Origin of the sequence: Pantoea sp. Fr-CA_6 (genome assembly GCF_024520895.1) — a bacterium.
In the GTDB taxonomy this organism is placed as follows: Bacteria; Pseudomonadota; Gammaproteobacteria; order Enterobacterales; family Enterobacteriaceae; genus Pantoea; species Pantoea agglomerans.
In genome coordinates, this window is sequence record NZ_JALNPO010000001.1 from 320,349 (window position 1) to 345,529 (window position 25,181).

Here is a 25,181-nt window from a genome sequence, read left to right on the forward strand (position 1 = left end):
GCTCCTGCGAGCCGCCATTGACCGGAGTACTGAAGAACTCAGGAAGGTAATCGCTTAACGGGCGCGTTCTGCTGACGATCCCAGATGACCGTCAGCAACCGCTGCAGGGCGATAAACGCAAACAGCAGAATTCCGATGGCGATCTTGGTCCACCAGGAACTCAGCGTACCGTCGAAGTTAATCCAGGTCTGAATCAGCCCCTGAATCAACACACCGAACAGCGTGCCCAAAACTGTACCGACACCACCCGACAGCAGCGTGCCACCAATCACCACTGACGCGATAGCATCCAGCTCTACACCCAGCCCTGCCAGCGCATAACCTGCCGAGGTATAAATCGAGAACACGATGCCGGCCAGCGTCGCCAGCGTGGTGGAAAGCATATAAATCTTAATGGTGGTCGCGCGGGTCGAAACGCCCATCAGCTGGGCGGATGTCATATTGCCACCGATGGCGTAAACCCGGTTACCAAAGCGCGTGCGGTGCGCCAGAATAATCCCGCCAAACACCACTACCAGCATAATCACCGCCAGCAGGCTGAGACGCCCACCGCCCGGCACTTTCCACGCCAGACTGGAAAGCATGCTGTAGAACGGATGATCGATAGGAATTGAGTTCTCCGACACCAGATAACTGCATCCGCGCAGGAAAAACATCCCCGCCAGCGTAATGATAAATGCCGGAATCTTCAGCGCATCGATCAGCCAGCCCATCATGGCCCCGAACAGCGCGCCCAGCGACAGAATCAGCGCAAAGGCCAGCAAGGGATCGATATGAAAATCACCGATCGCCCGGGCAAGAAACACACCGGTAAAGGCGATCACTGCACCCACAGACAGATCGATACCGCCCGATAAAATCACGAAGGTCATGCCGACGGCGATAATCCCAAGAAAAGCATTATCGGTCAGGATATTGCAGATTACCCGGGTGGAGGCAAAGCCCGGAAACTGACTCAGACAAAACAGGTAACCCGCCACAAACACCAGCAAGGTGATCATCAGCGGAAGATGACGTTTAATCATGTCGGGCGTCTCCGTTTCAACATCGCAATAAACCGTGGTGACTGCAGCAACAGCACGCACATCACCACCACCGCTTTCACCACCTGATTCAGCTCAGGCGGGAAGCCGGAGAGCAAAATTCCGGTATTCATCGACTGAATAATCAGCGCACCGATCAGCGACAACACCAGATTAAAGCGGCCACCCATCAGCGACGCACCGCCGATCACCACGGCGAGAATCGCATCCAGCTCCAGCCATAATCCGGCGTTATTAGCATCCGCACCGCGAATATCCGCCGCGACGATCAGTCCCGCAACAGCGGCACAAACGCCACTTATGGCGTAGGTTGACATTACCACCAGCCAGCCTGTCACCCCCGCGTTACGGGCCGCGCGCAGATTAATCCCCACAGCTTCGATAAACAGACCCAGCGCGGTTTTGCGCGTCAGCAGCCAGACCGCCAGCGCTACCACCAGCGTGATCCAGACCGGGACCGGCAACATCCACAGCGAGCCGTTACCAAACCAGCCAAGACTGTCACTGTCGAACGTCACAATCTGCCCCTGCGTAATCAGCTGAGCGATTCCGCGCCCGGCGACCATCAGAATCAGCGTGGCAACAAATGGCTGAATACGCAGCAACGCCACCAGCACGCCATTCCATACGCCACAGGCTAAACCGGTTCCCAGCGTGCAGAGAATAATAAACGGCACACCGTGTCCGGCTACGGTCAATGTCGCAGCCGTCGCGCCTGCGATCGCCATCACCGCACCCACGGAAAGATCGATGCCGCCGGTGGCGATCACCAGCGTCATCCCGATCGCCAGCAGGGCAACCGGTGCCGCACGGTTAAGAATATCGATCGGACTGCCGAACAGACGCCCATCCTGCAGATGCACGGCAAAAAAGTTATTGGCCACCAGACTGTCAATCAACAGCACCAACAGCAGCGCGGCGATTTGCGGCATCCCTGGCGGGAGTTTCAGCTTACGACGTGGCGTTTTTTCAGATGTCATAGGGGACTCAAGCATGTTTTACCCCTCCGTCCGCGATAGCATTGACGATCGACGCTACCGAAAGCTGCTCCAGCGGAATTTCTGCCACCTGCTTCAGATCGCGCATAATCAACACCCGATCGGCATAACCGACCAGCTCTTCGAGTTCAGAGGAGATCACCAGCAGCGCCAGACCATCGGCGCACAGGGATTCAATTAAACGGATAATCTCGGCGTGCGCGCCCACATCAATGCCGCGCGTTGGTTCGTCGAGGATTAAAAACTGCGGTTTGGTCACCAGCCAGCGCGACAGCAGCACCTTCTGCTGGTTGCCGCCCGATAACAGCTCCACAGGCTGCTCTGCATGCGGCGTACGAATACCCAGACTCTTGATAAAACGATCGGCAATCGCCTGCTGCTCACGCTTCTTAATTGGCCGTAACCAGCCGCGCTGCGCCTGCAACGCCAGAATAATATTTTCACGAACCGAGGCCGCGCCGATAATCCCGTCAGTCTTACGATCTTCCGGGCAAAAACCCATGCCCAGCTGCGAGGCTTTCGCCGGATTAGTAATGCGCTGCACCTTGCCTTTGATCTTCGCTGTTCCTCGGTCGGCACGACGAATACCAAACAACACCTCGGCGGTTTCGGTGCGGCCCGAACCCAGCAGCCCCGCCAGTCCCACGACTTCGCCTGGACGAACTTCCAGGTTAAAGGGCTCGATGGTGCCTTTCCTGCCGTAATCCTCAAACGACACCACCGGCTGATTGCTGCGCAGCGTGCTGCCCTGCCGCTGCAGCGCCGTCTCCAGCAGTTCGCGACCCAGCATCAGCTTAATCAGCTCAATCTGCGGCAGCGTGGCGGTATCGCGGGTGGCGATAAACTGCCCGTTACGCAGCACGGTAATCCGGTCAGTAATGCGGTACACCTGGTCGAGAAAGTGCGTCACAAAAATCAGGCTCATCCCTTTGGCTTTTAACTGCGCCATCAGGGTAAACAGCATCTCAACCTCGCTGGCATCCAGACTGGCTGTCGGCTCATCCAGGATCAAAACCTGGGCGGAAAGATCGACCGCGCGGCAGATGGCGATAATCTGCTGCATCGCCACCGAGTAGTGGCCCAGCGGACGTGTCACATCGAGGGAAAAACCATAATTCCGCATCAGCGCATCGGCCTCCCGCACCATCCGGCGACGGTCGATCATGCCAAAGCGGCGCGGTTCGCGGCCAATATAGAGGTTATCTGCCACCGACATGTTCGGCAGCATATTTACTTCCTGATAAACGGTGCCGATGCCCATCTCCTGCGCCTGCGCCGTATTATGCGGCGTAATCGGCTCACCATTCAGGGTGATAGTCCCTGCATCACGGCTGTAAACACCGGTCAGCACTTTAATCAGGGTGGATTTGCCGGCACCGTTCTCCCCCAGCAGCGCCATGATCTCCCCTTTACGGATATCAAAGGAAACATTATTCAGCGCTTTGACGCCGGGAAAACCTTTGCTGACGCCGCTGATGGATAACAGCGGTGTTTCATTTTGCGTGGTCATTCTGCTCACTCCGCCTCACGTCATGAAAAACCGCCCCGTAGGGCGGTCTGCGGCTGATCGGTGAATCAGTAACCCATGCCTTTTTTGGTATCCAGCTCCTTCTGCGCGTCGGCAGGCAGGAACAGCTTAGATTCGGTCTTGATGACTTTTGGCGGCAGCGTGCCATCTTTCTTGAATTTTTCCAGCGCATCAAACGCCGGGCCAGCCATGTTTGGCGTCAGCTCCACGTTGGCGTTAGCCTCACCCGCCAGCATCGCTTTATAGATATCCGGTACACCATCAATCGAGCCGGTCAGAATATCTTTGCCCGGTTTCAGGCCAGCTTCTTTAATCGCCTGAATGGCACCGATCGCCATATCATCGTTATGCGCGTAAACCATGCAGATGTTTTTGCCGTTGTTCTCCGCCTTGATAAAGCTCTCCATCACCTCTTTACCCTTACTGCGGGTAAAGTCACCCGACTGCGAGCGGATCACTTTAATGTTTGGATGGTTGCTGATCGCTTCAGCAAAGCCTTTCTTACGATCGATTGCTACGCTGGCACCCACCGTGCCCTGCAGCTCCACCACGTTACACTGCTTGTCGCCCACGGTTTTCACCAGCCAGTCGCCAATCAGCTTGCCTTCCAGCACGTTGTCAGCCGTCACCACCGCCTGATAGAGCGATTTGTCTTTTACCACAATGGCGCGGTCCAGCAGGTAAACCGGGATTTTGGCATCTTTGGCTTCTTCCAGTACCGGCTCCCAGCCGGTCTGCACCACCGGTGCGATGAAGATGGCATCAACGCCCTGAGCGATGAACGAACGTACCGCCTTGATCTGATTCTCTTGTTTCTGCTGTCCGTCGGCGATTTTCAGGGTGATTCCGCGTTTTTTGGCTTCGCTTTTCGCTACGTTGGTTTCCGCCGAACGCCAGCCAGATTCCGAACCTACCTGCGAGAAGCCGACCGTCATATCTGCAGCGAGTACCGGGCCGGTTAACGCGGCGCTGACCAGCGTGGTCAGAAGTAAACGTTTCCACATAGTTTTTAATCCTCTGAAAGGCGTTTGCTGTTTAGGGTAGAGAGCCTGCTTAGACTGGACTAAAAAAGCGTGCATAATGGCGACACACTTCACAAAACAGAGCAATTTAAAGGGGTTACGTGTAGTCACACGGTTTGGCTGACGAGGGAGTTATGGATAAAACGGCTGAGTAGAAAAAATCTGCTCGTTAAATAATTGTAATAAACAGAATCGCTTATGCTTACTGCCACTGGAAACGATTACAGCCAGGCGTACAAAACGGGTTATCCGGCCTGCGATGAACAAAAAATGGGATTTGTGATAGTCCGCACAGTAGATCGCTGGCCTGAGTCAGGGGCGAAACGTTTCTCTGGCACTAAGTGCAGAATGGTTAATTTTTTTGGGCTAAAAGGGTGAGAAAGAAGCCACTAATGCATTGTCAGCGCTGAATAAGAAAAAAAATAATATTTAACCTCTGCTTTTAAACGCTTTATGCCGGCTCTGTCCGTAATAAGTTAGTGAGGTGTTTAAGATAGAGACGCTGAGTTGCTGGCTCAGACAATAGTAAAAAAGCCAGATATGGAGTTTTAATGACTAATAAGGTGCTTTTATCTGATTTTCGCCTTTTTTAAGCCGCATGATCTGGACAGCATAAGCTTGCCCCCTATACTGAGCACTCCTTTGTTACTTCTATCTGTTATGGCAATGATGACTGCGCACGATTACCTGCTTAAATTCCGCAAAGTAAATAATTCAGACAGTCTGGAAAAGCTTTTCGATCATCTTAATTACTCCCTGACGAATGATCTGGAAATCATCAATATGTACCGGGCTGCCGATCACCGACGTGCTGAATTGGTCTCTGGCGGACGGTTATATGATCTCGGCTGTGTCCCTAAAACGGTGTGGCGCTACGTGGTCTGATTTTCGGCTGATTTATCGCTGTTTATCCCGCTGATCTTGTCCGGATGGGCGTGCCCCTCTGGACATGTTATTCTGCTGCGCTTCGACTCCCCGAGACAGGAATAACCACGATGAATGAACAGGTTGCTGCGCCGCGTATTGGTGGCTGGCTTTTGCTGCCGCTGGCCTGGCTGATAATGACCCTGTTAACCACCGTTCTGGTGCTGGCGATGTATCTGACACCACTGTTTAATCCGGAATGGCGTGTGGCGCTGTTTTCTCACGGCAGCACACTCTTCTCTTACTGGGCTATTTCCCTGCTCACCGCCGTGGCGGTCTGGGCTTATAGTCTCTGGATCAGCTGGCTGTTCTTTAAGCGCTCCCGCCGCCTGCCGCGTCACTACCTGCTCTGGCTGCTGATTACCGTGCTGCTGGCGCTGAAAACCTTTGCCTTTACGCCGGTTACCGATAGCCGTGCCCTCCAGACATTACTGCTGTCGCTGCTGGCCGCTGCGGTGTTTGCGCCCTACTTCAAACGCTCAAAACGGGTAAAAACGACCTTTATCGCGCCATAACGCTGTGAGTTATGTCAGGAATTTAATTCTGAGTGCGGTCTGCCGCTCAGCGGATGGCGCAGGTGTTGAGATACGCCGCGCTATCAATGATAATAAGCCGCTTTCTGGCTCCCAGGCGAAAAAATGACCGATTATCTGCTTCTCTTTGTTGGCACCGTGCTGGTGAATAACTTCGTCTTAGTGAAGTTTCTCGGCCTGTGTCCTTTTATGGGCGTTTCCAAAAAACTGGAAACGGCGATTGGCATGGGCCTCGCCACGACATTCGTCATTACCCTGGCCTCGATCTGCGCATGGCTGGTCAACCATCTGATCCTGCTGCCGCTGGATCTGGTCTATCTGCGTACCATGGCCTATATCCTGGTGATCGCCGTCGTGGTGCAGTTCACCGAAATGGTGGTGCGTAAAACCAGCCCGTCGCTCTATCGTCTGCTGGGTATCTTTCTGCCGCTGATCACCACCAACTGTGCGGTGCTGGGCGTACCTCTGCTGAGCGTCAACCTTAACCACACCTTTATGCAGGCCGCGCTGTATGGTTTCAGTGCCTCTATCGGCTTCTCGCTGGTGATGGTGCTGTTCGCCGGTATGCGCGAGCGGCTGGTGCTGGCTAATGTTCCTGCCCCGTTTAAAGGCAACTCCATCGCCCTGATTACCGCGGGCCTGATGGCGCTGGCGTTTATGGGCTTCAGCGGTCTGGTGAAATTCTGATGACCGCGATCTGGATTGCTGTTGCCGTATTAAGTGCGCTGAGCCTGGTGTTCGGCGCGCTGCTGGGTTACGCCTCGCGCCGCTTTGAGGTCGAAGAAGATCCTATCGTTGAGCAGATTGATGCCATTCTGCCGCAGAGCCAGTGCGGTCAGTGTGGCTATCCGGGCTGTCGCCCCTATGCGGATGCGGTCGGTAACAATGGTGAAGCGATCAATAAATGCGCGCCAGGTGGTGAGCAGACCATGCTCAAGCTGGCAGCCCTGCTTAACGTTGAACCGCAGCCGATTGATGGCGATGAAACGGCGAAAGAGCCGGTGCGGACCGTGGCGTTTATTGATGAAGCCAACTGCATTGGCTGCACCAAATGTATTCAGGCTTGTCCGGTGGATGCGATTGTCGGGGCAACCCGCGCCATGCACACCGTGCTGAGCGATGTCTGCACCGGCTGCGATCTCTGTGTCGCGCCCTGCCCGACTGACTGTATTGAAATGCGTCCGGTTGCCACCACGCCAGCTAACTGGAAGTGGGATTTAAATACCATTCCTGTACGGGTGATCCCGGTAGAAACTCATGCTTAATCTGTTTAACTTCCTGAAAAAAGAGAAGGTCTGGGATTTTCAGGGTGGTATTCATCCGCCAGAAATGAAAACCCAGTCCAACGGCACGCCGCTCTCCGAACTGCCGTTGCCGCACCGTTTTATTATCCCGCTGAAACAGCATATCGGACATGAAGGTGAGATCTGCGTTGCGCCTGGCGACAAAGTGCTGCGTGGTCAGCCTCTGACATTTGGCACTGGCCGCATGCTGCCAGTCCATGCGCCCACCTCCGGCGTGATTGAAGATATCGGTCAGCATATGACCGCGCACCCTTCAGGTCTCTCTGAGCTTTGCATTTTCCTGACGCCAGATGGCGACGACCGCTGGATGCCGCTGGATCCGCTGCCTGACTACCGGCAGCATCCGCGCGCCGACATTGTTCAGCGTATTCACGACGCCGGCATCGCCGGTCTCGGCGGCGCGGGTTTTCCCACCGCCACCAAACTGAAGGGCGGCCTGCGCGGGGTTAAAACCCTGATTATTAACGCGGCGGAGTGTGAGCCTTATATCACCGCTGACGATCGTCTGATGCAGGACTACGCTGCCGAAGTCCTGGAAGGCAGCCGTATTCTCGCCTGGGTGTTACAGGCTGAACAGGTGCTGATTGGCATTGAAGATAACAAGCCTGAAGCCATTGCCGCACTGAAGCAGGCGCTGGGTAGCGAGCGCGATCTGCACATCCGGGTCATCCCGACCAAATATCCCTCCGGCGGTGCCAAGCAGCTGACCCGCATCCTGACCGGGAAGGAAGTGCCGCACGGCGGGCGTTCCTCCGATATCGGCGTGCTGATGCAGAACGTCGGCACCGCCTGGGCGGTTAAGCGGGCCATTATTAATGGTGAACCGATCACCGAACGCGTTGTGACGCTGACCGGCGAGGCGATCGCCCAGCCGCGTAACGTCTGGAGTCGTCTCGGCACCCCGATCAGCCATCTGTTGCACCATGTCGGGTTCACGCCTGCGCCGCGTCAGATGGTGATCATGGGCGGTCCGCTGATGGGCTTTACTCTGCCATCGCTGGATGTGCCGGTGGTGAAGATCACCAACTGTATTCTGGCTCCATCTGCCAGTGAAATGGGCAACAACGACGAAGAGCAGTCCTGCATTCGCTGTTCAGCCTGTGCCGATGCCTGTCCGGCCAAACTGCTGCCGCAGCAGCTTTACTGGTACAGCCAGGGCGGCGATCACGATAAAGCGCGCGCTCACCATATTGATGACTGCATCGAATGTGGTGCCTGCGCCTATGTCTGCCCGAGCAATATTCCGCTGGTGCAATATTACCGTCAGGAAAAAGCGGAACTGCGCGCCATCGATCTGGAAGCGAAACGCACGCTGGAAGCCAAAGCACGCTTCGAAGCCCGTCAGGCGCGACTGGAGCGTGAAAAGCAGGCTCGTGAAGCGCGTCATGAAGAGGCGAAACAACGCGTTGCCCGCACCGATACCAGCGAACTGGCTGCGGCCAAAGCGCGGGTGAAAGCCCGCCAGACGGCCGAACCGGATGAGGCAACGCTTGAAGCCCAGCGTGAAGCCCGCCATGCGCAGGCGCGTCTGCGTCAGGCCGAGGCGCAGGCTGAAACCCAGCCGGTGACGCGTCAGACCGTCGATCCGCGTAAAGCGGCGGTTGAAGCGGCTATTGCCCGGGCGAAAGCGAAGAAAACAGTGCCGGTTGAGGCGGCGGATAACCAGGCTGAGGCCAGTGTCGATCCGCGTAAATCGGCAGTAGAAGCCGCCATTGCCCGCGCCAAAGCGAAGAAAGCCGCTCAGGCTGAAGGCACCGAGGCACCGCAGGCCGCAGACGACAGCGCTGCAGACGCCGCCGCTGAAAGCGATCCGCGTAAAGCCGCGGTTCAGGCCGCTATCGCCCGCGCCAAAGCGAAGAAAGCCGCACAGGCTGAAAACGCCGAGGCACCACAGGCCGCAGGCGACAGCGCTGCAGAAGCCGTGCCAGACGCTGCCGCTGAGACCGATCCGCGTAAAGCCGCGGTTCAGGCCGCCATCGCCCGTGCCAAAGCGAAGAAAGCCGCACAGGCTGAAGGCGCCGAGGCACCAAAGGCCGCAGGCGACAAAACTGCAGAAGCCGCGACAGACGCCGCCGCTGAGACCGATCCGCGTAAAGCCGCGGTTCAGGCCGCTATCGCCCGCGCCAAAGCGAAGAAAGCCGCACAGGCTGAAAACGCCGAGGCACCACAGGCCGCAACCGACACCGTTGCAGAAGCCGCGCCGGACGCCGCCGCTGAGACCGATCCGCGTAAAGCCGCGGTTCAGGCCGCCATCGCCCGCGCCAAAGCGAAGAAAGCCGCTCAGGCGGAAAGTGAGGCGGATGCCGCTTCACGTGATGCCGCAGCACTGGCCACCGCCGCGCATTTTGCGGTGGATAAAGCGGAGCAGGCCCAGGAGCAGGCAAACAACGCCAATGCAGAACCTGAACAGGCACCTGAACTGAATCAACCCGATGATGCGCGCAAGGCCGCTATTGCTGCCGCCATCGCCCGTGCCAAAGCGCGTAAAGCGCAGTCGTCTACGACGCTTGAGGATTAAATGGCTTTTCGTATCGCAAGTTCTCCTTACACCCATAATCGCCGCAGCACCGGCAATATCATGCTGCTGGTGGTGCTGGCCGCGGTGCCAGGTTTTGCTGCACAGTGTTATTTCTTTGGCTACGGCACCTTTTTACAGGTCTTACTGGCGACGCTGACCGCCTGGCTGACAGAGGCAGCGATTCTGCGACTGCGCAAAGCGCCCGTTGCCAGCACGCTGGCAGATAACTCGGCGCTGCTGACCGCCGTCCTGATCGGTATCAGCCTGCCGCCGCTGGCGCCGTGGTGGCTGGTGGTGATCGGTACCCTGTTTGCTGTCGTCATTGCGAAGCAGCTCTATGGCGGACTGGGCCAGAATCCGTTTAACCCGGCGATGGTCGGCTATGTGGTCCTGCTCATCTCCTTCCCGGTGCAGATGACCAGCTGGTTGCCGCCCGATACGCTTCAGGCGATCAAACCCGGGCTGATGGACAGCCTGAGCATGGTGTTCCAGGGCCACACGCTGGCGGGTGAAACCATGCAGCAGCTACAGATGGGTGTCGATGGCATCAGCCAGGCGACGCCGCTTGATACGTTTAAAACTGGTTTACGCGCGGGTCACAGTGCTGAACATCTGCTGGCGCAGCCGATTTACAGCGGCGTGCTGGCGGGGCTCGGCTGGCAGTGGGTTAACGTGGGTTATCTGGCCGGCGGCCTGTTCCTGCTGTGGAAAAATGCTATCCGCTGGCATGTCCCTGCCGCCATGCTGCTTTCACTGGCCTTCTGCGCGACGCTGGGCTGGTTCTTTTCACCAGAATCGCTGAACAGCCCGCTGATTCATCTTTTCTCCGGTGCCACCATGCTGGGTGCGTTCTTTATTGCCACCGATCCGGTGACCGCTTCAACCACCAACCGTGGCCGCCTGGTGTATGGCGCGCTGATTGGACTGCTGGTCTGGCTGATCCGCAGCTTTGGCGGTTATCCCGATGGCGTAGCGTTTGCTGTGCTGCTGGCGAACATCTGTGTGCCGCTCATCGATTACTACACCCAGCCGCGCGTTTACGGCCATCAGAAGGATTAAGCGATGCTGGAGACGATTCGCAAAAATGGGGTAACGCTGGCGATTTTTGCCGCGATCACCACCGCCGCCACGGCAGTGGTAAATACTGTAACCAGGCCGACGGTGGAACATCAGACCCTGTTGCAGCAGAAAAACCTGCTGGACCAGGTGGTGCCTGTTGAGCTTTATGACAACAACATCCAGCAGGACTGTTACGTTGTCACGGATGCAGCGCTGGGCAACAGTGCGCCGCACCATCTCTTCCTGGCGCGTAAAGGTGGCCAGCCGGTCGCGGCTGCGCTGGAGACGACTGCACCTGACGGCTATTCTGGTGCGATACAGATGCTGGTCGGTGCCGATTTCCAGGGTAAAGTATTGGGCGTGCGGGTGATTGAACACCACGAAACGCCCGGTCTGGGGGATAAGATCGAACTGCGTATCTCTGACTGGATCAACAGCTTTAATGGCAAAGTGGTTCATGGTCCGGCGGATAAAGCTTTTGCGGTTAAGAAAGATGGCGGTGAATTCGATCAGTTCACCGGTGCCACCATTACCCCACGCGCGGTGGTCAATGCAACCAAACGCACCGCGCTGTTAATGAAAACGCTTCCGGAGAGACTCTCTTCGTTACCGGTATGTGGAGACGCAAATGAGTGAAGCTAAAAGCCTGCTGGTCGGTGGATTATGGAAGAACAACTCAGCGCTGGTGCAGCTGCTGGGCCTCTGTCCGCTGCTGGCGGTCACGGCAACCGCCACCAACGCGCTGGGTTTAGGTCTGGCGACCACGCTGGTGCTGACCCTGACCAACAGTTTTATTTCCGCCTCGCGCCGCTGGGTGCCATCGGAAATCCGTATCCCGATTTATGTGATGATCATCGCCTCGGTGGTGAGCTGCGTACAGATGCTGATCAACGCCTATGCCTATGGTCTTTATCAGTCGCTGGGGATTTTTATCCCGCTGATCGTGACCAACTGCATCGTGGTTGGCCGTGCTGAAGCCGTCGCCTCTAAAAGCAGCATCCCGCTTGCCGCGCTGGATGGCTTCGCCATCGGCATGGGCGCGACCTGCGCCATGGTGGTGCTGGGATCGCTGCGCGAAATTATCGGCAGTGGCACGCTGTTTAACGGTGCCGACCAGCTGCTCGGTCCCTGGGCGAAGTCGCTGCGTATCGAAGTGGTCCATTTCGACTCGCCAATGCTGCTGGCGATGCTGCCGCCAGGCGCCTTTATCGGCCTGGGCATGATGCTGGCCGGAAAATATCTGATCGATCAGAAGATGAAACAGCGGGCAGCACTGCGTGCTCAGGCGGCCGAAACCGCGCCGCCTCAGGACGCTGTCGGGAAACCGGTGTGAATCAGACCAAACGCACCGAAATTCTCCGTCGGCTGCAGCAGAATAATCCGCATCCGACCACCGAACTCAACTTCAGCACGCCGTTTGAGTTGCTGATCGCGGTGCTGCTCTCGGCGCAGGCGACCGATGTCAGCGTGAACAAAGCCACCGCAAAGCTCTATCCGGTGGCCAATACGCCTGCCGCGATGCTGGCGCTGGGTGTGGATGGCGTGAAGGAATACATTAAAACCATCGGCCTGTTTAACAGCAAAGCGGAAAATGTGATTAAAACCTGCCGCATTCTGCTTGAGCAGCACAACGGCGAAGTGCCGGAAGATCGTGCGGCACTGGAAGCCCTGCCCGGTGTCGGCCGTAAAACCGCCAATGTGGTGCTCAACACCGCCTTTGGCTGGCCGACGATTGCCGTCGATACCCATATTTTTCGCGTCAGCAACCGGACGAAATTTGCGCCGGGTAAGAATGTGGAAGAGGTGGAGCAGAAGCTGCTGAAGGTGGTTCCGGCGGCGTATAAGGTTGATTGCCATCACTGGCTGATTCTGCACGGTCGCTACACCTGCGTGGCGCGTAAACCCCGCTGTGGCTCCTGCCTGATTGAAGATCTCTGCGAGTATCCCGACAAAGTCGAGTGATTGCACTGATGAAAGACCCGCTGCGGCGGGTTTTTTATTATCCGGCGATCACCGCTGCCAACGCGTCTCCTGCCCGATCCCCCTTTTCGCTGCTCTCCCTGTTCGTACGAATAACGGTACAGTTTGTCGGGTTGTTACATTGATGTTGATGATGGAGAATCGCCGCCCCTGACGATAAGAAAATGTTATGACACAGTGAGCAAAGTAATGAACAAAAGCGCTTCTGCCGGAAGCCATCCTCTGCGCCTGTTTCTGGCGCGCCTCTGGCCACATCCGCTGGCAGTGAGTAAAAAGCATGTGGCGATCGCCGGACTGGGCGCCGGTATCGGCTTGATCCTGACCAGCCTGCTGAGCCACTGGGTGCTGGGCGAACTGAACCTGTGGTTTGTCGCGCCGGTCGGTGCCTCGGCGGTTTTACTCTTTGGTCTGCCCGCCAGTCCGCTGGCTCAGCCGTGGGCAATCGTCGGCGGCAACAGCCTGTCAGCGCTGGCGGGCGTTACCGTCAGCCAGCTGATCCCGGATCCTGCCCTTGCCTGCGGCGTCGCAGCCTGTGTGGCGATCCTGTTAATGTTCCAGTTGCGCTGTCTGCATCCGCCCGGCGGTGCCGTTGCGCTGACCGCTATTCTGGGCGGCCCTTCGGTGCAGCAGCTTGGATATCACTTTGTCCTGACGCCGATCCTGCTCAATTCACTGACCCTGGCCCTGCTGGCTCTGCTGTTTAATAATCTTGCCGGTCGCCGCTATCCGCATCCGCTGGCCCCGGAAGAAGTTAAACCCGATCCGGTAGCCATGCCGGTCCCGCTGACGCGCGCCGATCTGCATCAGGCTTTGCAGGACGGTGAACTGCTGGATATTGACGAGGATGATTTGCAGGCGCTGCTGCTGCGTGCTGAAGAGATTGCCCAGCGCCGTCAGTTCAGTGGCTGAAACCTGTCTGCCCGCACTGGCCATCTTTCATTGTCGGCGCGACTTCTGGCATTCAGGTCTCCCCTGAACCCTGGTCCTGAGAAGTTGATCGCTGCCACAGTTTTACTCTGCCGCTTCGCCCACGCCACTCCGTAACATATTGATAACACAACCGTCCAGGCCGTACGCCCATCGTCTCCTGGGCGGATGCCCATAGAGCTGGCTTATTCAGCGCCCTACACTTTGCTCTTCTTTACGTTTCTCACGAGGAAGACCGATGGATAGCGCCTTGTCCCCGCAGCACGATGAGCTGATCGTCTCCGCCATCAAAAAGTTCTTCACCCATATCATCCCGATGCTGGTGGTGATGCTGATTATTAACCAGATAGACCGCGCCAATATTGGCTTTATCAAAGCGGAGTTGCGAACCGATGCCGGGATCAGCGCGGCGGCCTTTGGGCTGGGCGCGGGCCTCTTTTTTATCGGCTATGCGCTGTTTGAGGTGCCGAGCAACCTGATGATGAAGCGCTTCGGCGCCCGCGTCTGGCTGACGCGCATCATGATAACCTGGGGACTGGTGGTGGTCCTGACCGGTTTCGTCACCTCACCGATCCAGTTTTACCTGCTGCGTTTTTTACTTGGCGTAGCGGAAGCAGGCTTCTTTCCTGGCGTGCTGTTCTATTTCCGTCAGTGGGTGCCCAATGCCTGGCGCGGCCGCGCCACCGCGATGGTGCTGAGTGCCACCGCTGGTGCCTTTCTCTTCTCCGGCCCCATCACCGGCGCGATTCTGATGATGCACAATTTCCTGGGGATTGCTGGCTGGAAGTGGGTGATGTTTCTCGAAGGCGGTGCGTCGGTGCTGGTCGGCATTCTCGCCGCCTGGGTGCTGGTGTCACGACCTGGCGAGGCGCGCTGGCTGAGTGCCGCGGAGAAACAGGCGCTGGTACAGCAGCTGCAGAATGAAGAGACGCAGCGTGACGAGCTTAACCGCGAGCCAGGCAAAATGTCGCTGCTACGTAATCGCAGCCTGCTGTTCTTCTGCGCGATCTTTTTCACTATGACCATGACCGGCTATACGCTGGTGTTCTGGCTGCCGCAGATTATTCAGCGCATTCAGGGCTTCAGCAGTTTTGGCATCGGCATTCTCACCGCCGTGCCCTGGCTGTGCGCCATTATTGCTATTAATCTGCTGAGCCGCTTTTCAGACCGCCACCGCGACAAGCTCGATAAAGCGCTGGGTGTCGCCATGCTGGTCGCGGCCTGCGGTACCTTTATGGCCACGCTGGGTTCCCCGTGGTTTGGCTTCCTGGCGATGATCGTGGCCTGTATCGGCTCGAAAGTCAGCGCGACCTTTTTCTGGCCGATGCCACAGGGAGAGCTGCCCGCCTCGATTGTTGCGCCGGGAATTGCGCTCGTGAATTCCGTTGGCAACCTTGGCGGCTTCTTCGCACCGACGGTGTTTGGCTATCTGGAGATGAAGACCGGCTCCACTACCGGCGGTCTCTATGCCCTGACCAGCGTCTCGCTGCTGACCGGGCTGTGGCTGCTGCTGCGCCGCAAGCCATCCCCGCCTTCCCTTGATCCTATGGAGAATCAACATGTCAGACAGTCCAGTCATTAAAACAATGCGGGTAGTGCCGGTCGCCGGATATGACAGCATGCTGCTGAACATTGGCGGCGCACACAACTGCTACTTTACCCGTATCCTGGTGATCCTGACTGACTCGGCTGGCCGTACCGGCGTCGGCGAAAGTCCCTGTCACGCTTCAACGCTGGCGCTGCTTGAGCGCTTTCGTCCGCAGATTGAGGGCAGCGAACTCCTGCGGCTGAATGCCACCATCGCCACGCTGTTTGCCAGCGACGCGCGACACCAGCAGACCGCGCATACCGACGACATTCATATTCCGCAGATGAACCCGGAGAAGTTTTACAACGCCACCGCGGCGATTGAAGCGGCGCTGCTTGATCTGCTGGGTCAGCACCTGAATCTGCCGGTGGCCGAGTTACTTGCCAGCGGCAAGCAGCGCGATCGGGTGCCGGTCCTCGGCTATCTGTTCTATATCGCCGACCGTAACCTGACCAGCATGAACTATCAGGCGGGCCACGCGGGTGGTGATGCCTGGCTGCAACTGCGTCATGAGAAAGCGATGGACGCGGAAGGCGTGGTGCGGCTGGCGGAGGCGGCAGCGGATCGCTATGGTTTCCGCGATTTCAAACTCAAGGGCGGAGTCCATCACGGCGAAGTGGAAGTGGAGACGGTCAATGCCCTGCTGGCGCGCTTCCCGCAGGCGCGGGTAACGGTTGATCCTAACGCCAGCTGGTCGCTGGATGAGGCCATTTATTATGGCAAACAGCTGGCGGGCCGCATTCCCTATCTGGAAGATCCCTGCGGCGCGGAGCATGGCTATTCCGGTCGGGAAACGCTGGCAGAATTCAGGCGGGCCACCGGCATTCCGGTTGCCACGAATATGATCGCCAATGACTGGCGACAGTTGCAGCATGCGCTGCAGCTCAATGCCATCGACATTCCCCTGGCCGACCCACACTTCTGGACGATGCGTAACGCACACACCGTGGCGCAGCTCTGCCATGAGTGGGGCCTGACCACCGGCTGCCACTCAAACAACCACTTTGACGTGTCGCTGGCGATGGTGGCGCATCTGGGGGCAGCCGCACCCGGTGATCGCCTGACCGCCTTTGATACCCACTGGATCTGGCAGGATGGGCAGCAGCTGACGCAGCATGCGCCGCAGATTCGGGATGGCTATCTGGAACTGCCAGAGGGGCCAGGGCTGGGGATTACCCTGAATATGGAACGGGTTGAAGCGGCACATGCACTCTACAACTCGCTACCGGATAAAAACCGAAACGATGCGCTGGGCATGCAGTTTCTGATCGATAACTGGTCCTTTAACGCAAAACGCCCGGCCATGCTGCGCTGACGAGCATCGCCCTGTGACAGTGTCACAGGGCGATCGCGTTTAGCGTTGCGCCAGCGCCGCCTGCATCCAGGCAATCACCAGCGGAGAATCTTTGTCCTGCAGTGCGGCGCGTTCCGACTGAAACAGCGTGGCGACATAGAATGGGTGATCCGGTAGCTCGACGCCACGCACATCGCCCGCGTTGTCCCAGGCAGTAATGCGCAGCGTATTATCGCCCAGCGCTGCACTGAATTCCGGGTTAACACCAAAGTTACAGTGATAACCTTCATCACTCTCCAGCGCGCCATAGGCTCTGGCAATGCGTGACCCGGGTCCGAACCTCACCGCGCCGCGCTTTTCCACCAGCGAGCAGCTCAGCGGGGCAATCACCATCCTTCCCTCGGTGTCTGTCTCGGCATGACTGGCATCCTGCCAGCCCAGTACGTTGCGCGCATATTCGATCAGCGCATACTGGAATCCACCGCAGGAGCCAAGAAAAGGCTTTCCGGTTTCACGCACCCAGCGGAGTGTGTCAAACACGCCGGCATCATTTCGATAGGGGCTACCGGGCACCACCCAGACGGCGTCGCTGAGTTGCAGTTCTGACTCATCCAGTCGGTCAGTGGCGATCCACTCCGCTTCAGCGGTGATATTCAGCCAGCGGGCAGCACGTTCAATAGCAAGGGGGATAGCCTGATGGGCAACCGCATCGGCGCGGTAGTCACCAACCAGAGATAAACGCAGGGGGGACGACATAAACAGATCCTTCTCGGGGAAATTGAGAGGTTACAGTAATGTTAATTTTCTGTCGAGGGCGAGCTGAAAGCGGATTATCGCGATACGTTTTTTAACACGCACGGGCGGCTTTTCACCGGCAGGCTGAGCTGATTTTTATCTTGCCTGCGCCTGCGAGCCCCCTCAGCTCCCGCGTCAGACGAGACGACGCAACCGGTTTCTTTTTTTCCTTTCTGAAATAAATCATCTGTTTGTGCACAGGATCATCATTTGACGGTTTTTGCGGCAATGCCAGGCGTGTAATGTCCGATAATTCGGCAGATTGACTGTGAATTAATCAGCAACCTGCCGTTAGTGCTGCCTGATTATCATTCAGCAAACTATTTATCTGGTTAATCACGCATTAGCAGTTAATGTTAATACTCTCCAGTGCTAGGCGCTTATCCAGCGCTTATGCGCTGCTATTTTCCCTACACTCAAAATTAAAAACCAATTAACAGTTTGCTATAAGTTTTTTAACCCAACATTCCAGGGTCGGGCGGGTTGTCAGAAAATTCTTGCCCTGCCGCCCGTAATCAGCCAAATTAGTCGCCGCTTTTCCCTTCTAATAACAATCTTGCGCATGGAAAACTCACATGACGCGGACTTAATTCCTGTCCCGAAACAGGGTATGAAAAAACTGAGGTACATGTGTCAACTGCAAACAAACACACTGATGAGGCTGTCAGTCTCAATGCGTTTAAACAGCCGAAGGCGTTCTACTTAATCTTCTCGATTGAGTTATGGGAACGTTTTGGCTTCTATGGCCTGCAGGCCATTATGGCGGTTTACCTGGTGAAGCAACTGGGATTGTCTGAATCAGACTCCATTACCCTGTTCTCTTCATTCAGTGCGCTGGTGTATGGCCTGGTCGCGATTGGCGGCTGGCTCGGTGATAAGGTGCTGGGTACCAAACGCGTCATCGTACTGGGTGTCCTGGTGCTGGCGCTGGGCTATGCGCTGGTGGCGTTCTCCGGTCATAACGTCAGCATTGTCTACATCGGTATGGCGACCATCGCGGTGGGTAGCGGCCTGTTTAAGGCAAACCCCTCTTCGCTGCTCTCTACCTGCTATGACAAAGATGATCCGCGTCTCGACGGCGCTTTCACCATGTTCTATATGTCGATCAACATCGGTTCACTCTTCTCAATGATGCTGACACCGTGGTTAGCGGCGAAATATGGTTATAGCGTAGCCTTCTCACTGTGCGTTATCGGTCTGATCATCACCCTGTTTAACTTCCTGTTCTGCAAACGCATGGTTAAGGATTACGGTTCTAAACCCGATTTCGCTCCGTTGCAGATCGGAAAACTGCTGATGACGCTGGTCGGCATCGTCGTACTGATCGCACTGGCCAACTGGATGCTGCATCACCAGTCTATCGCACGACTGGTGCTGGCGGTGATTGCCCTGGGTATCGTGCTGGTGTTTGCCAAAGAGGCCTTTGCACTGCAGGGTGCGGCACGTCGTAAGATGATTGTTGCCTTCCTGCTGATGGTCGAAGCGATTCTGTTCTTCGTGCTTTATATGCAGATGCCAACGTCACTCAACTTCTTTGCTATCCGCAACGTTGAGCACACCATTCTCGGCATTACTTTTGCCCCCGAGCAGTTCCAGGCGCTGAACCCGTTCTGGATTATGCTGGCCAGTCCGCTGCTGGCGGCGCTCTATAACAAGCTGGGCGATAAACTGCCGATGCCGCACAAGTTTGCCTTTGGTATGGTGCTCTGCTCCGCTGCGTTCCTGGTGCTGCCGGTGGGTGCGAAGTTCGCCAGCGATGCCGGTATCGTTTCCGTTAACTGGCTGATCCTGAGCTATGCGCTGCAGAGTATCGGTGAGCTGATGATCTCTGGCCTCGGCCTGGCGATGGTGGCACAGCTGGTGCCTCAGCGTCTGATGGGCTTTATCATGGGTTCCTGGTTCCTGACTACCGCTGGCGCGGCGGTGATTGCCGGTAAAGTGGCAAACCTGATGGCCGTGCCGGAAAACGTCACCGATCCACTGATTTCGCTGGCGACTTACAGCCGCGTATTCCAGCAGATTGGTATCGTGACGGCGGTGATCGCCCTGCTGATGCTGATTACGGCGCCGATGCTGAACCGCATGGCGCAGGATCCTGACGCGAAAAAAAATAACGGGCAGGCGTAATTCACGCTGCACTTCAGCTAAGCCGGGCTCTGCCCGGCTTTTTTTATGGCTTGCCGCAACACCCTTCGCAGATCCCTGATCTTTGTCACTGGTAATCCCGCTTTGACTCTTTACTATGCAAGGATCCCATTGCAACAAGGAGTACCTGGTCATGAAACTGTTTTGCAAAGCGGGTGCCTGCTCTCTCTCACCCCATATTGTTATGCGTGAATGCGGACTCGACTTCACTCAGGTGAGTGTTGATCTGGCCACAAAAATCACTGAACGGGGCGATGACTTCCGCCAAATCAATCCTAAAGGCCAGGTGCCCGCGCTGCAGCTCAGCGACGGTTCTGTGCTGACAGAAGGCATCGCCATTGTTCAGTACCTGGCGGATCTGAAGCCCGATCGCCATCTGCTGGCACCGGTTGGCAGCCTGACGCGTTATCACACCGTGGAGTGGCTCAGCTACATCGGCAGTGAGCTGCATAAAAGCTTTGGGCCACTGTTTCGCCCCGGTTACTCCGATGAGGTGAAAGCGCAGACCCGCAGCCAGCTGGAAGCAAAATTCCGCTATGTCGATGAGTCACTGCGCGACAAACAGTGGCTGATGGGGCTGCATTTCAGCGTGGCGGATGCCTATCTGTTTGTGGTGACGCGCTGGGCAAAAGCGCTGGGACTGGAATTATCCGGCTTTACGGCGCTGGGCGCGTGGTTTGATCGTGTCGCGGAACGTCCTGCGGTGCAGGCGGCGCTTAAAGCGGAAGGCTTAGCCTGAGTCAACAGGGCCGGTTATCCGGCCCTGATGCGTTACAGTTTTTCTGCCGCGAAGTGCTGCGTCGGCGTGGCGATGGCATCCTGTGCCGCCACCAGCTGCAGTTCATATTCGCCCATCTGATGGGTTTTCAGCATCACCTCGTACACCGCTGCGGTGACATGCTCCAGCGCATCCTGCAATGATTTGCCGTGCAGCAGATTCACCAGCAGCAGACCGCTGGTGAGATCGCCCACGCCGACCGGCTGACGGACACCGAAATCGACCAGCGGACGGCTGATGTGCCAGGCATCTTCAGCCGTTACCAGCAACATTTCAAAGCGATCGCTGCGACGACCCGCACGCGCCAGATGCTTCACCAGCACCACGCGTGGTCCCTGGGCAATCAGTGCCCGCGCAGCGTCTACCGCCGCGTCGACGTCCGTGACGGTGCGCTCGCTCAGCATCTCCAGTTCAAGCAGGTTCGGGGCGATAATGTCGCTGGCAGGCATCGCCATTTTACAGTGAAACTCCGCCACACCCGGTGCTACGATGCAGCCTTTCTCCGGATGGCCCATGACCGGATCGCAGAAGTACCAGGCATTCGGGTTGGCCGCTTTGACCTGACGGACAATCTGCAGAATCTGCTCGCCCTGCTCTGCCGAGCCCAGATATCCGCTCAGGACCGCGTCACAGGTCTTCAGGCGGTCGATGTCAGCAATGCCTTTAACAATGTCGGTTAAATGCGTTGCAGGCATCACCGTGCCGGTCCAGTGGCCATATTGTGTATGGTTGGAAAACTGCACGGTATTCAGCGGCCAGACGTTTGCGCCCATACGGCGCATCGGAAACTCAGCCGCCGCGTTACCGGCGTGACCAAAAACAACGTGCGACTGAATCGCTAAAATATTTTTCACTTGTTTGCCCTGTCCTGCCTTGCCATAAAAAAAGGGCCGGAAACCGGCCCTGAAATCTTACTGCCAGTTAATCAGGCAGTAATGTTTCTTGCCGCGACGCAGCAGCGTATAGCGGTTAAACAGTTTGTCACTGTCGCTGAAGCGGTACTCCGCATCGGACTGCTTTTCACCGTTCAGTGAAACGGCATTGGAGCCGATCATGGTGCGCGCCTGGCCACGGGACGGCACCAGCTCTGCTTTCACCAGCGCCTGCTGCAGATCATCGTCAGCGCCCAGCACGATAGTTGGCATACCATCCTGCGCCAGCTGTTCAAAATCGGCTTCGGTCATTTCGCTGACGGATCCGGAGAAGAGGCTGGCAGTAATGCGTTTCGCCGCCGACAGACCGGCTTCGCCATGCACCAGACGCGTCACCTGCTCAGCCAGCACGTACTGCGCACGTGGCGCGGTACCGCTGTTTTTATCTTCTTCTTCCAGCGCGTTGATCTCTTCCATGCTCAGGAAGGTGAAGAACTTCAGGAAGCGATAGACGTCAGCATCTGCGGTGTTGATCCAGAACTGATAGAACTTGTACGGGCTGGTTTTCTTCGCATCCAGCCAGACTGCGCCGCCTTCGGTTTTACCGAATTTGGTGCCGTCAGACTTGGTGATCAGCGGAACGGTCAGGCCAAAGACCTGATTCTGATGCAGACGACGGGTCAGATCGATACCGGAGGTGATGTTGCCCCACTGATCAGAACCGCCAATCTGCAGCGACACACCGTGCAGCTCGTTCAGACAGGCGAAGTCATAGCCCTGCAGCAGATTATAGGAGAACTCGGTAAAGGAGATGCCCTGATCGTCGCGGTTCAGACGCTGCTTCACCGCTTCTTTGTTGATCATCTGGTTAACAGAGAAGTGCTTGCCGATATCACGCAGGAAGGTCAGCACGTTCATGCCGCCAAACCAGTCGTAGTTGTTGGCGGCGATGGCGCTGTTGCTGCCGCAATCGAAGTCGAGGAATGGCGCCACCTGCTGGCGGATCTTTTCAACCCATTCGTTGACGGTTTCACTGGTATTAAGTTTACGCTCTGCGGCTTTGAAGCTCGGGTCACCAATCAGGCCGGTTGCACCACCGACCAGCGCCACCGGCTTGTGGCCGGCATCCTGAAAACGCTTCAGGCAGAGCAGCGGTACCAGATGGCCCAAATGCAAGCTGTCAGCAGTGGGGTCAAAGCCGCAATAGAGCGAAATTGGCCCCTGCGCCAGTTTCTCTGTTAACGCGTCTTCATCCGTCACCTGGGCGATTAGGCCCCTCTCCTGCAATTGTTGTATCAGGTTACTGCTGGTCATTACTGACTCCAAATTGATCAGACTGCACCTATGCTGGTACACAGCTTTCCGCTGAGTTGCGGAATCGAAAAAAATCAGGGCTATAGCATAAAGCGCTGACGCTTTCTGTGCCAGCGCTGATAGGGGCGAATCGTGCAGATTCAGGGTGCCAGACGGTCGATTTTCCAGCCGTCGTGATCGCGCTGATAGATGAAACGATCGTGCAGACGATGTTCGCCACCCTGCCAGAACTCCATCGTGTGAAATTTCACCCGGTAGCCACCCCAGAAGCTGGGCAGCGGCACTTCGCCCTGCTGGAACTTCTGTTTAAGCTCCAGGAACTTTCCTTCCAGAATACCGCGTGCCGAAATACGGCTTGACTGCTTCGACACCCAGGCACCAATCTGACTGTCGCGCGGACGACTGTGGAAATATTTCAGCACCTCGAGGGGCGACAGTTTTTCCACTTCACCCAGCACCATCACCTGACGCTCCAGATAGTGCCACGGGAAGTGCAGAGAGATGCGCGGATTGTGCGCCAGCTGCAGCGCCTTACGGCTGCCGAGGTTGGTGTAAAACACCATGCCCTGCGCATCGTAGTGCTTCAGCAGCACGATACGCTGCCATGGCTGGCCCTGCTCATCCACGGTTGCCACGGTCATGGCGGTAGGATCGGGCAGTTTTGCCTCGCAGGCCTGGCTTAGCCACTGTTCAAATAGCGCGATCGGATCGTCCGGCAGATCCTTACGACGCAATCCACCGCGGGTATATTCACGCCGCAGATGGGCAATGGTGTGTAGCGTTTCGCTGTCGCTCATAATGCTCGCCTATTCAGATAACAAGTCAGCTGGCAGGTTGCAGCTCACAATCATTCACGACAATTTTATCGTTACGTTCGATAAATGCGCCGTTTCCTTTGGACCAGAACACATAGGTGTTATCGCTGTAGCGTGCGCCGGAAGCGGATACCGTCTGCTTCAGCGTCAGAGGCTGCCCATCCATGATGAAACTGACCTGCTGCTGCGCCTCGTCCAGCGTCACGGTCAGGGGCATGGTTCCGCAGCGATAGTGCAGGGTCTGCGGCGACGGCGGCTGTTTATGCATCAGGCTACAGCCTGACAGCAGTAGCACCGCGGCAACGGTTAATCCTTTCAACATAAGCGGGTCTCCTTCAAGAGTGAAGCTGGCATTATAAGAAGGATTGGGCGCGAAGTAAGTGGGAATCCACGCCAATCTGGCAGATGCTGTCAGTCAGGCTGAATTATTGCGCCTTTTCAGACGGTTGTCTGAATGCACAGGCCGCGTTCTCAGGCTACGCTCTATAGATCTTAAGCGAGGAAGACAAACATGAAATTTGATAACGAAGATGCATTTAAGCTGGCAGTGGCGTTTATGAACCACAAAGAGAATGCCACCATCGCCAGCAGCTACTTTAAAACCTTTATTGACACCTACCAGAAATTTGACCGCTGGCTGAGCGCATCAGACCCGGTCAGCGCCATGAAAGCAGAAAAAGCGGCCGCCAAAGCGGGCGAAGACTCCATCCTCTGATCCCCTTCTCCACGGTTCCGATAGCCTTCAGGGTATCGGACCCGTGAATCCCGCCAGACATTCACCCACATGCTGACTATTTCCGCACCGCTATTCTGGCTTTTACGGAAATATCCGCTCTGGCTGCCGTGCTTATTTCCCGCATCAGCATCGATCTTATTTTGATACAGCGCATCCTCTGCTGAAATGGCACAGAACGGCGGGGTACATTTGCAATAAATGCTATTTCACGCCGTCATCCCCCCTAATCAGCACCACACACTCCGGTTTTGTTTAAAAAACAGGCAGCGAGACGCGACAGGGCCAGCAAACCTGATAAAGCCGACTATGCTGTAAACGTTCGGATATACTTCATGGAGCAGAAAAAATGAAAATGAAATCCCTGTCAGCCGTCGCGTTGCTGGCTCTCACTTTAGGTACGCTGGCAGGTTGTGCCTCAAACCAGTCGATTAAGACCACCGATGGCCGCACGATTGTCACCGATGGCAAACCGCAGATTGATTCAGATACTGGTCTGGTTTCTTACCGCGATGCTCAGACAGGAAAAACTGAGCAGATCAATCGTAATGAGATCAGTAATATGAGTGAACTCGACAACTAATATAAGGTGAATAAGATGAAAAAAGCGCTGATTTTACCTCTCGCCGCATTGATTGGTATGACCGTATTAACCGGCTGCACCCGTACCAGTTATGCGATTCAGACTAACGATGGACGTACCATTATTAGTGATGGCAAGCCTTCTGAATCGGATGCCGGCCTGCTGGCTTATACCGATGCAAATGGCGTGAAGCAGCAGATTAATAAAGCGGACGTTAAAGCGGTCTCTGAAGTACCGAAGAAATAATCCGATCGCTGTTGCCCGATGAATAAAGCCGCCCATGGGCGGCTTTATTTTTGCCTGCGCCTGGCACGAAGTGGTGCACAGTCCTGGTTTTATTCCCCGGTGGTTTATAAATCAGAAATATCCGCTGCGGCGTGGCCATAATATGGCAGGCAACCGTGCGGATAGTGGTGCAGATAATAATC

26 protein-coding genes are annotated in these 25,181 nt (G+C 56.4%); 17 read left to right on the forward strand and 9 right to left on the reverse strand.

Annotated elements, in window-relative coordinates; translation table 11 throughout:
• Positions 1-38: 38 nt before the first annotated feature.
• The 4 genes from yjfF to ytfQ all read right to left on the reverse strand — a co-directional run bounded on the left by yjfF (position 39) and on the right by ytfQ (position 4,573).
• Positions 39-1,025 carry a galactofuranose ABC transporter, permease protein YjfF gene (yjfF, locus tag NR201_RS01490; RefSeq protein WP_010670080.1) on the reverse strand — a complete coding sequence of 329 codons (987 nt, stop codon included), beginning with the start codon at positions 1,023-1,025 and terminating at the stop codon, positions 39-41.
• Positions 1,022-2,038 carry a galactofuranose ABC transporter, ATP-binding protein YtfT gene (gene ytfT / locus NR201_RS01495; protein ID WP_010245375.1) on the reverse strand — a complete coding sequence of 339 codons (1,017 nt, stop codon included), beginning with the start codon at positions 2,036-2,038 and terminating at the stop codon, positions 1,022-1,024. The genes yjfF and ytfT overlap by 4 nt, the downstream gene beginning before the upstream one ends.
• Positions 2,031-3,551, reverse strand: a complete 1,521-nt coding sequence (locus NR201_RS01500; RefSeq protein ID WP_010245377.1) for a sugar ABC transporter ATP-binding protein — start codon at positions 3,549-3,551, stop codon at positions 2,031-2,033. The genes ytfT and NR201_RS01500 overlap by 8 nt, the downstream gene beginning before the upstream one ends.
• A 65-nt stretch (positions 3,552-3,616) precedes the next feature.
• Positions 3,617-4,573, reverse strand: coding sequence for a galactofuranose ABC transporter, galactofuranose-binding protein YtfQ (gene ytfQ, locus NR201_RS01505; protein WP_010245380.1), 957 nt, complete (start codon positions 4,571-4,573; stop codon positions 3,617-3,619).
• A 687-nt stretch (positions 4,574-5,260) separates the two neighbouring features.
• Between ytfQ and ydgT the strand changes: the two genes are divergently transcribed.
• The 12 genes from ydgT (at position 5,261) to NR201_RS01565 (ending at position 16,739) form a co-directional block, all read left to right on the forward strand.
• The gene (ydgT, locus tag NR201_RS01510; protein ID WP_003853427.1) at positions 5,261-5,476 is read left to right on the forward strand and encodes a transcription modulator YdgT; all 216 of its coding nucleotides are present in this window, start codon (positions 5,261-5,263) and stop codon (positions 5,474-5,476) included.
• 110 nt (positions 5,477-5,586) lie between these two features.
• Complete coding sequence (locus tag NR201_RS01515) at positions 5,587-6,030, forward strand: DUF2569 domain-containing protein (protein ID WP_010245382.1); 444 nt, start codon at positions 5,587-5,589, stop codon at positions 6,028-6,030.
• A 123-nt stretch (positions 6,031-6,153) separates the two neighbouring features.
• Complete coding sequence (gene rsxA, locus NR201_RS01520; protein ID WP_003853423.1) at positions 6,154-6,735, forward strand: electron transport complex subunit RsxA; 582 nt, start codon at positions 6,154-6,156, stop codon at positions 6,733-6,735.
• Entirely contained in the window at positions 6,735-7,313 is a 579-nt protein-coding gene (rsxB, locus tag NR201_RS01525) for an electron transport complex subunit RsxB (protein ID WP_010245386.1), read from the forward strand. Before rsxA ends, rsxB begins: the two co-directional genes overlap by 1 nt.
• A complete protein-coding gene (gene rsxC, locus NR201_RS01530; protein ID WP_256849296.1) occupies positions 7,306-9,870 on the forward strand; it encodes an electron transport complex subunit RsxC in 2,565 nt (854 codons plus the stop codon). The genes rsxB and rsxC overlap by 8 nt, the downstream gene beginning before the upstream one ends.
• Positions 9,871-10,929, forward strand: coding sequence for an electron transport complex subunit RsxD (rsxD, locus tag NR201_RS01535; RefSeq protein WP_010670076.1), 1,059 nt, complete (start codon positions 9,871-9,873; stop codon positions 10,927-10,929). It abuts the gene before it with no gap.
• A gap of 3 nt (positions 10,930-10,932) precedes the next feature.
• Positions 10,933-11,565: an electron transport complex subunit RsxG gene (gene rsxG / locus NR201_RS01540; protein WP_010670075.1), complete on the forward strand. Its 633-nt coding sequence runs from the start codon at positions 10,933-10,935 to the stop codon at positions 11,563-11,565.
• Entirely contained in the window at positions 11,558-12,262 is a 705-nt protein-coding gene (locus NR201_RS01545; protein ID WP_010245400.1) for an electron transport complex subunit E, read from the forward strand. Before rsxG ends, NR201_RS01545 begins: the two co-directional genes overlap by 8 nt.
• Positions 12,259-12,891, forward strand: a complete 633-nt coding sequence (nth, locus tag NR201_RS01550; protein WP_010245402.1) for an endonuclease III — start codon at positions 12,259-12,261, stop codon at positions 12,889-12,891. The genes NR201_RS01545 and nth overlap by 4 nt, the downstream gene beginning before the upstream one ends.
• A gap of 207 nt (positions 12,892-13,098) precedes the next feature.
• Positions 13,099-13,818, forward strand: a complete 720-nt coding sequence (locus NR201_RS01555) for an HPP family protein (protein ID WP_256849297.1) — start codon at positions 13,099-13,101, stop codon at positions 13,816-13,818.
• A gap of 256 nt (positions 13,819-14,074) precedes the next feature.
• A complete protein-coding gene (locus NR201_RS01560; protein ID WP_256849298.1) occupies positions 14,075-15,418 on the forward strand; it encodes an MFS transporter in 1,344 nt (447 codons plus the stop codon).
• Positions 15,396-16,739, forward strand: coding sequence for an enolase C-terminal domain-like protein (locus NR201_RS01565; RefSeq protein WP_022625715.1), 1,344 nt, complete (start codon positions 15,396-15,398; stop codon positions 16,737-16,739). The genes NR201_RS01560 and NR201_RS01565 overlap by 23 nt, the downstream gene beginning before the upstream one ends.
• A gap of 39 nt (positions 16,740-16,778) precedes the next feature.
• Here the strand turns inward: NR201_RS01565 and NR201_RS01570 are convergent, their stop codons facing one another.
• A complete protein-coding gene (locus NR201_RS01570; protein WP_256849299.1) occupies positions 16,779-17,474 on the reverse strand; it encodes a CTP synthase in 696 nt (231 codons plus the stop codon).
• Between the two features lie 669 nt (positions 17,475-18,143).
• On the opposite strand from NR201_RS01570, the gene dtpA reads away from it, so the two are divergent.
• Both dtpA and gstA read left to right on the forward strand, forming a co-directional pair.
• Complete coding sequence (dtpA, locus tag NR201_RS01575) at positions 18,144-19,640, forward strand: dipeptide/tripeptide permease DtpA (protein WP_010670070.1); 1,497 nt, start codon at positions 18,144-18,146, stop codon at positions 19,638-19,640.
• Positions 19,641-19,791: 151 nt separating this feature from the next.
• Positions 19,792-20,397 (forward strand): glutathione transferase GstA, encoded by a 606-nt coding sequence (gstA, locus tag NR201_RS01580; RefSeq protein ID WP_256849300.1) that lies wholly within the window; start codon positions 19,792-19,794, stop codon positions 20,395-20,397.
• A 32-nt stretch (positions 20,398-20,429) separates the two neighbouring features.
• Here gstA and pdxY read toward each other — a convergent pair whose 3' ends face one another.
• The 4 genes from pdxY to NR201_RS01600 all read right to left on the reverse strand — a co-directional run bounded on the left by pdxY (position 20,430) and on the right by NR201_RS01600 (position 23,759).
• Positions 20,430-21,290, reverse strand: a complete 861-nt coding sequence (gene pdxY / locus NR201_RS01585) for a pyridoxal kinase PdxY (protein ID WP_010245428.1) — start codon at positions 21,288-21,290, stop codon at positions 20,430-20,432.
• A 57-nt stretch (positions 21,291-21,347) separates the two neighbouring features.
• Positions 21,348-22,622 carry a tyrosine--tRNA ligase gene (tyrS, locus tag NR201_RS01590; RefSeq protein WP_010245429.1) on the reverse strand — a complete coding sequence of 425 codons (1,275 nt, stop codon included), beginning with the start codon at positions 22,620-22,622 and terminating at the stop codon, positions 21,348-21,350.
• Positions 22,623-22,762: 140 nt separating this feature from the next.
• Positions 22,763-23,419: a pyridoxamine 5'-phosphate oxidase gene (gene pdxH / locus NR201_RS01595; protein ID WP_010245431.1), complete on the reverse strand. Its 657-nt coding sequence runs from the start codon at positions 23,417-23,419 to the stop codon at positions 22,763-22,765.
• A 25-nt stretch (positions 23,420-23,444) separates the two neighbouring features.
• Positions 23,445-23,759 (reverse strand): MliC family protein, encoded by a 315-nt coding sequence (locus tag NR201_RS01600; protein ID WP_010245432.1) that lies wholly within the window; start codon positions 23,757-23,759, stop codon positions 23,445-23,447.
• Positions 23,760-23,948: 189 nt separating this feature from the next.
• On the opposite strand from NR201_RS01600, the gene NR201_RS01605 reads away from it, so the two are divergent.
• From NR201_RS01605 to NR201_RS01615, 3 genes are all read left to right on the forward strand, one after another.
• A complete protein-coding gene (locus tag NR201_RS01605; protein WP_003848989.1) occupies positions 23,949-24,152 on the forward strand; it encodes a hypothetical protein in 204 nt (67 codons plus the stop codon).
• Between the two features lie 367 nt (positions 24,153-24,519).
• On the forward strand, positions 24,520-24,753 hold the full coding sequence (locus NR201_RS01610; protein WP_039391948.1) for a YgdI/YgdR family lipoprotein: 234 nt from the start codon (positions 24,520-24,522) through the stop codon (positions 24,751-24,753).
• Positions 24,754-24,768: 15 nt separating this feature from the next.
• Positions 24,769-24,999 carry a YgdI/YgdR family lipoprotein gene (locus NR201_RS01615; RefSeq protein ID WP_010245445.1) on the forward strand — a complete coding sequence of 77 codons (231 nt, stop codon included), beginning with the start codon at positions 24,769-24,771 and terminating at the stop codon, positions 24,997-24,999.
• Positions 25,000-25,181: the final 182 nt, after the last annotated feature.